Raw genomic sequence first — 12211 nt, forward strand, 5'->3', positions numbered from 1 at the left:
CGCGCACCCCCGCAACGCCTTCCCCGCCGCGCCCCCTCCCCCGGTTGTGCCTCGCCGCCCCCCTATCGCAGATGAGCACGCCATCATGCGTACCGATCTGATCCGCAAGACCGCCCTCACCGCTGCCGGACTCGCCTTCACCGGCGGCGCCATCGCCGGCCCCGTCGCCGCCGCGTACGCCGCAGACGCCCACACCCAGGGCGACCGCAAGCCCACCAGCGAGCGGGAACTGAACGTCCGCTACCAGGCCCAGCCGAACTTCTACGACTGCGGCCCCGCCGCCACCCGCAACGCCCTGTCCGTGCAGGGCAAGGACATCAACATCGACGACATGGCCAAGGAAATGGGCACCACCGAAGCCGGCACCAACTCCATCAACGACATCACCCCCGTCCTCAACAAGGAAACCGGCAACAACGCCTACCACAGCGTCGAGATCAGCAACCCCGACGCCGACACCAAGCAGACCGACCAACTACGCGCCGACGTCGTCAAGACCGTCGACAACGGCCGGGCCGTCGTCGCGAACATCGCCGGCACCAGCACCGACACCAACGGCAACACCCACTCCTACGAAGGCGGGCACTACATCAGCGTCGTCGGCTACCACGACAACGGCAACACCGTCACCATCGCCGACTCCGCCGACCCCAACACCGCCTCCTACGACATCACCGTCGAGCACCTCGCCGACTGGATCGCCACCCGCGGCTACGCCACCAACTGACCCGCGACCACCAGCACCAGCAAAACCAGCACCAGCACCAGCACCAGCACCAGCACCGAAGGGCCGGGCCCCCGCGACCAGGGGCCCGGCCCTTCGGCGTCGGCCGGGCCGGGCCAGGCTGGACCGCGGCCCTTCGACGTCGGCCAGGCCAGGCGAGGCCCTTCGGCGTCAGGCCAGCCCCGGCCCGGCCCCTCAGCCCCGGCCCGGCCAGGCCCGACCCCTCAGCCCCGACCCAGCCCGACCCCCAGCCCGACCCGACCCCCAGCCCGACCCGACCCCCAGCCCGGCCCGGCCCCTCAACCCCGGCCCGGCCAGGCCAGGCCAGGCCAGGCCAGGCCTTCGGCGTCAGTCGGACCAGTCCGCCAGCCGGGCCCGTCGGCGTCGTCATTTCCATCAACTGCGGTGCGTATTGACAAGCTTCGACACGGGGGTAAGGCTGGAGCCACGCTGAGAGCGCTCTCTCACTCTCGGCTCAACCGGCCACCACCAGTCTGGCCAGGGCAAACTCCGATGTCTTCGGCGGCGGCGTCGGAGCTGCCCCGGACCCGTCCCCCCGACAGGAGTCACACGATGGACAGGGCCGCACCCCTCTCCGGCATCCACCGCCGACTGCGCCTCGCCACGGCGATCGGCGCACTGCTGCTACTACTCGGCACGTACGTCGTGTCCACCACCGCAAGGGCCGACGCCGCCGTCGGCGCCGGCGTTAACCCCGCCATCGGCGTCAACGCCATTCGGGTTGCCGAGTTCCCCGCCGACTGCACCTACAGCCACCGGCTGCCGGACGACCCGATCATCTTTCCCGGCCTGCCCGGGGCCTCGCACATGCACAGCTTCTTCGGCAGCACGGTGACGAACGCCAACACCACTCTCCCCGACCTGGTCCGCTCCCCCACCACCTGCAACCCATCGGTGGACGTCTCGTCCTACTGGGTGCCGACCCTGTACCGCGACAACCAGCCGGTGGAGCCGGCGATCGTGACGTTCTACTACCTGGGCGAGGGTGTGCGCTCCGACGTCGTCGCGAACACCCAGCCGTTCCCGCAAGGGCTGCGACTCGTCGCCGGCAACGCCCGGGCCACCGGGCCGAACGACAGCATCGCCCGCTGGTCGTGCCTGCACGCCGGGCAGGTGGCGCCGTCGAAGGACTTCGTCACCTGCCCGGCGGGGACGATGCTGGAGTCGTACCTGGACTTCCCCCAGTGTTGGAACGGTCGGGACCTGGACTCACCGGATCACAAGAGCCACCTGGCCTACCCGGTGAACCAGGCCTGCCCGAGCACCCACCCCGTGCACGTCCCGAAGTTGCGGCAGGTGCTGCGCTACCCGGTCAACGGCAACCCGTCGGGCTTCCGGCTCGCTTCCGGACCGGGCTACACCATGCACGGCGACTTCTTCAACGCCTGGCCGGTGGCGGAAATGGCCCGCCGGGTCCAGGACTGCATCCGTCCCGTCATCAAGTGCGGTCACGACGGCCGACCGATCTGAGCAACAGTCTCACACCGCGGTGGCGGGCCCGACCCTTACCGGGCCCGCCACCCCCAAGGTGAAAGGGGGCCGGATGCGCACCGCCAGACCGACCGCCCTGCTCGTGGCGACATTGCTCGCCGCCGGTTGCGCCACCGAGTCACCGCACGCCACGCAGCCACTTAACGCCACGAAGCCGCCGCACGCCAGCGAGCAACCGAACGGCGCCGACACCGCACCAACCACAACCGCGCACCCCGCAACCGCGCTGTCCGCGACGGCAGTGCCAGCACCCATGGGTACGACTGGAGCGTTCAGCCCCACCGACATCGCCTGGCTCCAGTTGACGGTGGCGATGGCCGAACGCGTGTTACCCGTACTCGATCTCGTGCCGGCGCGGACCACCGACCCGGCCTGGCGGCACCTGACCGGGCCGGTGGGGGCAACCCTGCGTGCCGACCTGGACCAGGCCCGCCGGTTCCTCGGCGACTCCGGTGCGCCGACGACGAACCCGCACGAGGGCCACGACATGCCGGGGATGGTCACCGCCGAGGAGTTGACCGCGCTGCGGTCGGCCAGCGGGCAGCCGTTTCTCCGGCTGCTCGCCGAGCACCTGCGGGCGCATCTGACGCAGTCGGTCCGGGTCGCCAGCGCCGAGCGGGCGAACGGGGTCCACCCGGCCACCACCGCGTTGGCCGCGGCCGTGGTCCGGGACGGCACCGCCAACCTCGCACGGCTCGATCGCCTCGCTCCACCGTCGACGACCGCCGCACCGGCCTGACGAGTCGAAGACCGCCGCACCGGCCTGACGATCCGACCGACGCCCAGGCTTACGCGGCGTCCCCGCTGACCGGTCCGGCGGCGAGGGTGATCTCCCGGCCCTGCCACCGGGAACGGAGCCGCCGGTCGTGACTCGCGACGACGATGGCGCCCGGTCCGCTGCCCAGCGCCTCCTCCAGTTCGTCGCAGAGCCGCGGCGAGAGATGGTTGGTCGGCTCGTCGAGCAGAAGCAACTCGGGCGGGTCGGCGACGAGCACCGCCAGGCCGAGCCGACGGCGTTGTCCGACCGACAGTTCGGCCACCGGACGGTCGAGGTCCGTCGGGGCGAGCAGCCCGAGTGACGACAGCGGCACCACCTCGGCCCGTTCGGTCCCGACGGTCGTGTTGAAGACCTGCCGGGCCGTCCGTTGCGCATCCGGGAAGACACTGTCCTGGCCGAGTAGGCCAACCCGCAGGTCGGGTCGCCGCCAGACGACTCCGGTGCAGGTCAGGTGGCCGGCGAGGACGGCGAGCAGCGTCGACTTGCCCACGCCGTTGGGGCCACTTACCAGGAGCCGGTCGCGGGCCAGGACTTCAAGGTGCGCCACCCGCAGTCGGCCCGGAACCTCCAATTGGTCTGCCGTGACGATGGCCTCGTTGCCGTCGCCGGCGGCGAGAACGGACGCGTGGAAGCGCAACGGTTGCGGCGGCGCGGGGATCTGGTCGCGCTCGCTCGTCTCCAGTCGGCGCGCGGCGTCGCGGACGCGGCGGGAGATCTGCTTCTGGACGCGGCCGGCGGTTCGCCCGTACCCCATCTTTTCGTTGTCGCGCGGGGGACGGCCGTGGGCGACCTGGTGCGCGGTCAAGGCGGCGGCCTCGCGCAGGTCGGCGAGGAGCGCCTGCTCGTCGTCGTAGCGTCGGCGCCAGCGTTCGGCCTCGGCGCGTTTGGCCGCCAGGTACTCGGTGTAGCCGCCGCCGTGGCGGACCGGCCCGTCGACGGCCGGGTCCAGGTCGATGATGTCGGTGCAGACCGCGTCCAGGAAGGCCCGGTCGTGACTGGCCAGCACGACCACCCCCGGCAGGGCGCGGAGCTGGTCCTCGCAGAACGCCGCCGCCGCGTCGTCGAGGTGGTTGGTGGGCTCGTCGAGGAGCAACGCGCCCGGCCGGCGGATCAGCATCGCCGCGAGGGCGAGGCGGCCCCGCTGCCCGCCGGAGAGCGCGGCCAGCGTCCGGTCGTGGGGTATGCCGCCGAGGCCGAGGCCGGCGAGCACCGTCCGGGCACGCCGGTCGGCGTCCCAGGCGTCGCGGTCCTGCGCGCGCTCCAGAACTTCGGCGTACGCGGCCAGCAGCCGGTCATGCTCCTCGGTGCCCTCCGGCGAATCGGTGAGCGCCACAGCGATCCGGTCCAGCTCGGCGAGGTCGGCTCGGGCCTCCCGTAGCGCGTCGTCGAGGATTCCGGCGACGGTCGCGGCCGGGGTGAAGGGCAACTCCTGGTGCAGGAAGCCAAGGTCCGGTGGGCGTACGACGGTGCCGGACTCGGGTTCGTCGACGCCGGCCAGAACCCGTAACAGGGTTGTCTTGCCGGTGCCGTTCTCACCGATCAGGCCGATCCGACGACCGGGTGCGGCGGTCAGGGAGACACCGTCGAGCACTCGGCGGGTGCCGCGGACGCGCACGAGGTCATGGGCGATGAGTGCGGGTCGAACAGACATGGGGACCTCGGGGAAGGGAGATCCGGGCGCACACGGGTGGCCCGGCATGAGCAGGGCATGACGACAGGGCCGCAGCGACGGTGGCGCGGTTACGCGCCCGTCGGCGGCTGGTCCGGGTGCTCACCCGGAGATGTCGTCGTCACCTGCCACGCCTGCTCCGATCTCCGGCAACTCGGCCGCAAGAATAACTCGGCGGCCCCGCTCAGGGCTGACGTTGTTCGGGGAGTTGGTTGCCGTAGTAGGCGCCGGCACCGTGCTTACGGGTGAAGTGGCGGTCCAGCAACCACTGTGGCGCGGCTGCCGCGGGGTTCAGCGACAGCGTCTTCAGGGCCATCTCCGCGACCGCCTCGCAGACGATCGCGTTCTCCACCGACTTGAGCGGGTTCGCCGCCCACGTGAAGGGGCCGTGGTTGGCGGCGAGGGCGGCCGGGTTGGCCAGCGCCTCGGCCTCTTCCCCGATCAGCTCGATGATCGCGCGCGCCGTGTTGAACTCGTAGTCGTGGGCGCATTCGTCGGCCGTCAGGTCCCGGGTGACCCGGATCGGGCCGGCGAAGGTGTCGGCATGCGTGGTGCCGAGCACCGGCACGTCCCGCCCTGCCTGGGCGAAGGCGACGGCGTGCGTCGAGTGGGTGTGGGTCACTCCGCCGATGGACGGCCAGCGCAGGTAGAACGCCCGATGGGTCTCACTGTCGACGGAGGGCTTCAGCTCTCCGTCGACGACCTGCCCGGTCTCCAGATCCACCGGGACCAGAAGGTCGGCCGTGAGGTCCTGGTATGCCACGCCGGAGGGCTTGATCACGTAGATGCCCGCGTCTCGGTCGACACCGCTCACGTTGCCCCACGTCAGCGCGGCGAGGCCGGCTTGGGGGATGAGGCGGTTCGCGGCGAGGACTGCGGCACGCAGGTCTGCTGATCCGGCCGTACTCATCGAAGATGGCGCCTTTCGGGTCGGGGGTGACAACCACCGCAGAGCGTTCCGTCAATGCGGCAGCGCGACGTGTTAACGCTAACATTTCGGGTCGGGCAACGGGACCTTCGCCCTACCGGTCAGATGTGACGTGCCCGCACGACGCGCGGCGCGCGGGCAGTTTAGACGCTGACGCAGAAACGCGCGGTCCCCACGACCTCGGCGTCGTCGACGCTCACTCGTCGGCGCTGGCCGTTGTGGCAAGTCGGGACGTCGGTGCCGGATCGCCCTCGTAGAGCGCGACGTACCGCCGGCGCAACGCGGACCCCTCGGCGCCGAGCGCGGTGAGGTTCAGGATGTTGTGGCCGACACCCAACGCCTCCGGCAGGGTGTGGACCCGCAGCGGGATCGCGTTCGCGTCGGCGATCCGGCGTGGCACGTCCACCGCCGCGGCCAGGTCCACCACACCGTCGAGCGGGCTGATGGCCACCGCCGCGCTTCGCAGACCGGTGCGTCGCGACGGCTTCGGCAGACTACGCGCGATCGACAGGTACTGGGTGACGGCGGAGAGGGAGTAGCCGCGCGACGTGACGCGATCCGGGAGGATGCGGTGCCCGTACAACACGATGAGCGGTTTCACCGCGAAGCCCGGTGCCTGGCGAGGATCCGGGCCGAAGAACGGCGACAGCAACAGCAGACGCCGGACGACGTCGTTCCGGGCCTGGGCCAGCCAGGTGGCCAGCACCGCGCCACCGGAGATCCCCACGACGCCCACCTCGTCTCCGAGGCCCGCCGCGACGGCCAACGCCTGCGCGGCGTACGTGGTCAGTTCGGCGGTCCGGACCCGGTGGTGGGCCCGGCGGTCGACGGTCCCGTGCTGGGGAGCCCGTGGAATCCAGACGTTGTACCCACGGTCGAAGAACTCCTCGGCCAGTGCGTCGTACTGGTCGGGCGCGAGGGTGTATCCGTGCAGCAGCAGCACGACCCTCCCGGTCCGGGAGCCGTGGCTCAGCAGGCGGCTGCGCGATTCCGGGCGGACCTCCGGATCCGCCGTCTCGGCCGCGACGACGGCCTCGGCGACGCCGGTGGCGGTGTCGAAGTCGAGCGGTTGCGCCGGTGCGATTGACAACCCACGGCGGCTTGTCGGCCAGAGGTACAGCCCGGCGACCGCCAGCACGACCAGCGCGAACACGCCGACGATGAGCGCGATGATCTCCGGCATGGAGCAGATGCTGGCAGCGGAGGCATTCGGCGCCTCCGCAGGGGTGCGCCCCGGTGACAGGGCGCACCCCGATCAGCTATTCCGGAGCGTTCGACGGCGCGAAGACGACCCTGGCGCGCAGTTGCCGAAACCCGGTCCGCTCCAACTCCGCCAGCACCGCTACCTGGTGGGCGTCCACGTCGGCGATGACCTCGCGGGCACCACCGGCGGCCAGCACCCGGACCGCCTCGGCCAGCAGCTCGGGCCGAGCCGCCTCGTCGAGCAGGCCCAGGTAGGCGAGGAGCGGGTAGCAGGCGTCCCCGGCCGTGCCGACCAGCCCCACCGGCGTCCCTGCCTGCCGCGCGACGCGCCACTCCTCGGTCGCATCCCCGAGCCAGGCCAGAGGGTCCGTGGCCAGGTCGACGCCGCCGACCGCCCGTGCGATCTCGACGCCGGTCAGCACGTCCGGCACGGCGATCCTGGCGACCAGAGCATTGATCTCCGCCGCGTCGGCGGGCGGACGGAAGTCGTAGCGCCCGGAGGACGCCGGCAGGGGCGTGCCCGTCATCCAGGAGCATCTCAGCCGCTCCCCCCGCTCGATCAGTCCGGCGAGCCGGGCCGCCTCCATCGGCGCCCGCACCACGGCCAGCACCTCTGCACGACGCCGCCAGTGCGCCGGCAGGGCCGCGTAGTAGAGGCCGGGGCCGCCCAACGCGTCGTGGGCGGCGTGCAGCAGCTCGGCACCCACCTCCGGCTCGGCGTCCAGATCGAACCGGTCCAGCCAGGGGGCACCAACGGCGCCCGGCGGGAGAAGCCAGGCGGCCCGGCCGACCACCCGGCCGGCGCGCAGGGCGACCCAGGTGTTCTCGGGCCGGTAGCCGCCGCCGGCGACGCCGTCGGCGTACGCGATCTGCCGCAGTTGGGGCAGCGGGTCGGGCATCGAGTCGAACAGATTTTCCTCGCCCGCGACGAGCGGACGAATGACCAGATCAGTCATGGCTTGGTCCTCCGGGAAGCGAGCGCCCCGGGTCAGGTCCGCGCGGACGCCGGAGCGCGGAGGGGGCGCAGAACATCGGACATTGTTCTGACCTCCTCCCGGCTCGACGGCGTGCCAAAAGACCATACGTGGAGTGGTCGCCGGCCCGCAACGGGCTTGTCACAGCGTCGGGTTGGTCTCCGACCCACGCCGGTGACCTCTCTGGTCGAGCACGGCGATGCCGGCCAGGATCAACCCGGTGGCGGCCGCCACGGCGACCGGCGGGAGCAGCACCATCGGTGGGGCGGCCACGATCAGGGCCAGCGCGCCGAGGTACAGCGTCCGGCAGCGCGGCTTGGTGCGATCTTCCATCTCCAGAAAGCTCCGCCCCAGCAGGAACAGCACCGGGCCGCCGAAGAGGATGGCCACCAGAGCCCAGTCGATCGGCGGGTTCGGATCCTCGACGATCTGCCCGAAGCCGACCGCGGTGCAGATGATGCCCCCGACGATCAACAGCAGGCCGTAGCTCGCCCACCGGGAGAGACGTGTGCCCTCGCCACCGGAGGTCGAGGCCTGACCGGATCGGGCGTGGTAGAAGTAGATCCGCCAGAACGAGACCACCGCCGCGAACGCCGCGACGAGGGTGATGCTCCCCTCGGCGGTGAAGCCCGGGGTGCTCACGGCGGCACCGGCTTCGAGCACCACCTCGGCGAGAGCGATCATGAAGAACTGGTTGTACCGCTCGGCGAGGTGTACCTGGGAGACGACGACCGCCGTCCTGCTGAACCGTTTCCCGCCGGGCCACGGCGCCGGCCACCCGGTGGCGGCGCCGAGGAGCTCGACAGCGAGGGCGAGGGACCAGAAGATGCCCCGGCCGAGGCCGCCGCTGATGCCGCCACCGATCCAGAGCACGCTGGACGCCGTGTGCCAGGCCAGCACCCGGATCGCGAACATCCGACCCGGGTGCCCGCGCAGGGCGAACGTCAGAAAGAGCGGTCGGCCGATCTGAATGAGAACGTACGTGCAGGCGAAGACGACGCCGCGCTCGCCGAACGCCTCCGGCAACGAGACGGCCAGCACCAGCGTGCCGAACATCGTCACCAGCAGAGCGACCTGCAGGTCAGGACGCCGAGGGTCGTAGGTGCTCGCCAGGAGGGCGTTGAGCGACCAGATCATCCACATCGCCGTGAAGAACAGCACCGTCTGGCCCGCCTCGGACAGCAGCGTGTGCCGGACGATGGTCAGGTCGTCCGCGACCCGCCCGGCGAGCCGGGCGAGCGCGAAGACGTAGACGATGTCGAACAGCAGCTCCAGGACGGTCGCCGAGGGTGTGCTCCGGCTGTCCCCGAGCCCGCGGAACCCGGTGCGCGTCAGCACGGACGGCGGGACAGCTCAACCAGCCGAACCGGCCGGAACGGGCACGCCGAGGTGAGTGCCAAGGCGCTCGGTGACCTGCCCCGCTGCCATCGACCCGAGCCTCCTCGCCAACCTGTTCCACTCAACACCTTCGGCGTACTTTATCGCCTTTATGTGAGGATCCTGGTGGTTATGGCAGATACCCGGTCGGCTCCGACCGCGCAGGCGTGGGCACGCGGGGGCGTCCGTGACCACCGTTGCGCTGCAGCACGGCTTCGGGATCCGCTGGGCGCGTCCGCCGCGCGAACGGGCGGCAACACCGCCGGAAGTGTTATCCGGGTACGGCTGGCGAGTCTCCTGAAGTGAGGCATTGGCGGGATTCCCGCCAACACAGCATCGAGTAGCGATGCGACCACACGAAGGAGTCGACGATGCACGCAACCGGCCAGGGTGAAGCCGACGCGCCGAAGAGGCACCGGGGCGTCCACGCGGAGCCCCGACGCGGGCTGCGCGGTCACCTCCCGCTCGGCGCGAGGCGTCTGCTGTGGCCCGTCACCGTGGCCGCGGTGGTGGCCGTACTGGTGACCGGGGTGATCGTCGTGGTGCAACCGACCGGGCCGGCGCCCGCCCCCGCGGCGACGCAGGCGGCCGACGCGCTGCCGCCGACGAGCCCGGAACCCGGCCCACCCACCGCGACCGCCCCCAGCGCCACGACGAGCCCGACGACCCCGACGCCGACGCCGACGCCGACGGCGCAGCCGACCACGGGCCGTCCGATTGCCCCGGCGGCCCCCGCGGTGAGCGCGAAGCGCAAGGGCGTCGGTGTGTGGACCTTCGACGGCGTCAGCGCGGCGTTGGCCAGCTCCGGGGCGAGTTGGTACTACACCTGGGACGTGGCCCACCCGGGCGTCACCAGCCCGAAGGGCGCGGAGTTCGTTCCGATGATCTGGGGGGCGAAGAGCGTCACCGCCAGCAACCTGCAGCAGGCCAAGAGGAACGGTCGGCAGTTGCTCGGGTTCAACGAGCCGGACCTGGCCGGTCAGGCGGAGATGACCGTCGAGCAGGCGTTGGAGCTGTGGCCGCAGTTGCAGGCCACCGGCCTTCCGCTGGGCAGCCCGGCGGTCGCCTGGGGCGGCGACCGGCCGGGCGAGTGGCTCGACCGTTTCATGGCCGGCGTCAAACAGCGCGGTTACCGCGTCGACTTCATCGCCCTGCACTGGTACGGCGGGGACTTCACCACCGCCAACGCGGTCAACCAGCTCAGGTCGTACCTGCAGGCGGTGCACGACCGGTACAAGCTGCCGATCTGGCTCACCGAGTTCGCCCTGATCGACTTCTCCAACGGCGTGCGCTTCCCGAGCCAGGCACAGCAGGCCGCGTTCCTCACCGCCGCGACCCGGATGCTGGGCGGCCTGTCCTGGCTGCACCGGTACGCCTGGTTCGGCCTGCCCGCCACCGACAAGGATCAGACCGGGCTCTTCCGCACCGGCAGCGAGGTGACCGCCGTCGGCCGCGCCTACCAGGCAGCCCGCTGACCTACCGCAAGTCGACGTGGTCTCGCCATGAGTGCCGGGGCTCGTACCCCAGCACCCGTCGGGCCTTGTCGATGCTGAGCAGCGTCTCGTGCTCGCCCAACTCCTTGCGGATCTCCACACCCGGGTAGACCTCGGCCATCAGGCTGGCGCTGGACCTGGTCATGACCGTGTCGGCGTTGGCGATGATGAAGACGTCGGCGCCGGGCTGGTCGTGGACGAGCGCCCGCTCGACCGCCTGGGCGCCGTCGCGGGAGTCGATGTAGCCCCACAGGTTCCACCGCCGCAGTCGCGGGTCGGCGTCGAACGACGGGAACGGCGCGTAGTCCTCGACGTCCATCACGTTGGAGAAGCGCAGACCCACCATGACCAGTTCCGGGTCCCAACGGCAGAAGTGCCGCGCCATCTCCTCCTCAAGTGCCTTGTTCAAGGAGTACGTCGACTCCGGCCGCGGCGCGTACTCCTCGTCGACCGGCGCGTACGGCGGCGGGCTGTCGAACGGCAGCCCGAGCACCGTCTCACTCGACGCCCACACGACCCGCTTGATGCCGGCCGCCCGTGCCGCGGCGAAGACGTTGTACGTGGCGGCGGAGTTGTTCGCGAACGTCGTCGCGTTCGACATCAGCCCGGGGGCCGGGACGGCCGCCAGGTGCACGATCGCGTCGACCCCGCCGGCGTGCTCGTCGGCACCCCCGGTGAACGCCTCCACCACCTGCCCGTAGTCGGTCAGGTCGACGAGGAGGAACTCGCCGGCCACGTCACGGGGGTCACGACCGCCGGCGCGGTCCACCGCCAGCACGTCGACGCCGACGGCGCGCAGGTGGGCGACGACGGCGCGACCGAGTTTGCCGGTGGCGCCGGTGACGACGACACGCCTGGGCAGTGCGGAGTTACTCATGACCTCATCCTCTCCGGAGACAGTCTGAGCCCTGCGGGCGGGTGCGGCCCGGAATCCGAACGCAGCGCGAGACCGGCCGGGGGTGCGTAACGTGCAGGGGTAAACGCTGAACCGACGAGGAGACCTCATGTCCAAGCCACCACTTCCCGAGGCCGCGGTTGCCATGCTGCAGAAGCCGAACCCGGCTGTCATGACCACACTGCGCAACGGTGGTCAGCCGGTGTCCGCCGCGACCTGGTACCTGTGGGAAGACGGCCGGATCCTGGTGAACATGGACGAGAGCCGCCGCCGGCTGGACCACGTCCGGAACGACCCCCGGGTGTCTCTCACCGTGCTCGACGAGGCCGGGTGGTACACCCACGTCAGCATCATGGGGCGCGTCACGGAGTTGCGCGCGGACGAGGACCTCGTAGACATCGACCGGTTGTCCCAGCACTACACCGGAAATGCGTACCCCCGGCGTGAGCGCGCCCGGGTCAGTGCCCTGATCGAGATCGACCGGTGGCACGGCTGGGGCGCGCAGAAGGACAACAGCCAGGTCGGCTGACCGGCTGGCCCGGTCAGCCAAGCGGCCGACCGGGCCACAGCAGGTCGCCGTCGACCCCGGCGGCCGTCGCTGGTCGGCTCTTGACCGCAGACGGTGGTGAGCTTAACTTCATCAATCAGATAAGTGTCT

Annotated in this window: 11 protein-coding genes; 5 read left to right on the forward strand and 6 right to left on the reverse strand. The window is 71.1% G+C overall.

Annotation, left to right across the window (positions count from 1 at the left end; all coding sequences use genetic code 11):
* Positions 1–85 precede the first annotated feature (85 nt).
* The 3 genes from C7C45_RS31475 (at position 86) to C7C45_RS31490 (ending at position 2975) form a co-directional block, all read left to right on the forward strand.
* The gene (locus C7C45_RS31475; protein WP_110568327.1) at positions 86–727 is read left to right on the forward strand and encodes a C39 family peptidase; all 642 of its coding nucleotides are present in this window, start codon (positions 86–88) and stop codon (positions 725–727) included.
* Between the two features lie 570 nt (positions 728–1297).
* Positions 1298–2215, forward strand: a complete 918-nt coding sequence (locus C7C45_RS31485; RefSeq protein WP_110568331.1) for a DUF1996 domain-containing protein — start codon at positions 1298–1300, stop codon at positions 2213–2215.
* Positions 2216–2288: 73 nt separating this feature from the next.
* Positions 2289–2975, forward strand: coding sequence for a DUF305 domain-containing protein (locus tag C7C45_RS31490; RefSeq protein WP_110568334.1), 687 nt, complete (start codon positions 2289–2291; stop codon positions 2973–2975).
* A gap of 49 nt (positions 2976–3024) precedes the next feature.
* Here C7C45_RS31490 and C7C45_RS31495 read toward each other — a convergent pair whose 3' ends face one another.
* The 5 genes from C7C45_RS31495 to C7C45_RS31515 all read right to left on the reverse strand — a co-directional run bounded on the left by C7C45_RS31495 (position 3025) and on the right by C7C45_RS31515 (position 9126).
* Positions 3025–4665, reverse strand: a complete 1641-nt coding sequence (locus C7C45_RS31495) for an ABC-F family ATP-binding cassette domain-containing protein (RefSeq protein ID WP_110568336.1) — start codon at positions 4663–4665, stop codon at positions 3025–3027.
* Between the two features lie 202 nt (positions 4666–4867).
* Complete coding sequence (araD, locus tag C7C45_RS31500) at positions 4868–5593, reverse strand: L-ribulose-5-phosphate 4-epimerase AraD (protein WP_110568338.1); 726 nt, start codon at positions 5591–5593, stop codon at positions 4868–4870.
* Between the two features lie 214 nt (positions 5594–5807).
* A complete protein-coding gene (locus tag C7C45_RS31505; protein WP_110568340.1) occupies positions 5808–6794 on the reverse strand; it encodes an alpha/beta hydrolase in 987 nt (328 codons plus the stop codon).
* A gap of 76 nt (positions 6795–6870) precedes the next feature.
* Entirely contained in the window at positions 6871–7770 is a 900-nt protein-coding gene (locus tag C7C45_RS31510) for an acetyltransferase (protein ID WP_110568342.1), read from the reverse strand.
* A gap of 159 nt (positions 7771–7929) precedes the next feature.
* Positions 7930–9126, reverse strand: a complete 1197-nt coding sequence (locus C7C45_RS31515; RefSeq protein ID WP_110568345.1) for a low temperature requirement protein A — start codon at positions 9124–9126, stop codon at positions 7930–7932.
* Positions 9127–9536: 410 nt separating this feature from the next.
* Between C7C45_RS31515 and C7C45_RS31520 the strand changes: the two genes are divergently transcribed.
* Complete coding sequence (locus C7C45_RS31520) at positions 9537–10640, forward strand: glycoside hydrolase family protein (protein ID WP_110568347.1); 1104 nt, start codon at positions 9537–9539, stop codon at positions 10638–10640.
* Between the two features lies 1 nt (position 10641).
* Here the strand turns inward: C7C45_RS31520 and C7C45_RS31525 are convergent, their stop codons facing one another.
* Positions 10642–11535, reverse strand: coding sequence for an NAD-dependent epimerase/dehydratase family protein (locus tag C7C45_RS31525; RefSeq protein WP_110568348.1), 894 nt, complete (start codon positions 11533–11535; stop codon positions 10642–10644).
* Between the two features lie 127 nt (positions 11536–11662).
* On the opposite strand from C7C45_RS31525, the gene C7C45_RS31530 reads away from it, so the two are divergent.
* Positions 11663–12082 carry a PPOX class F420-dependent oxidoreductase gene (locus tag C7C45_RS31530; protein WP_110568350.1) on the forward strand — a complete coding sequence of 140 codons (420 nt, stop codon included), beginning with the start codon at positions 11663–11665 and terminating at the stop codon, positions 12080–12082.
* The last annotated feature ends 129 nt before the right edge of the window (positions 12083–12211 follow it).

Source organism: Micromonospora arborensis (genome assembly GCF_003205615.1).
GTDB lineage: Bacteria > Actinomycetota > Actinomycetes > Mycobacteriales > Micromonosporaceae > Micromonospora > Micromonospora arborensis.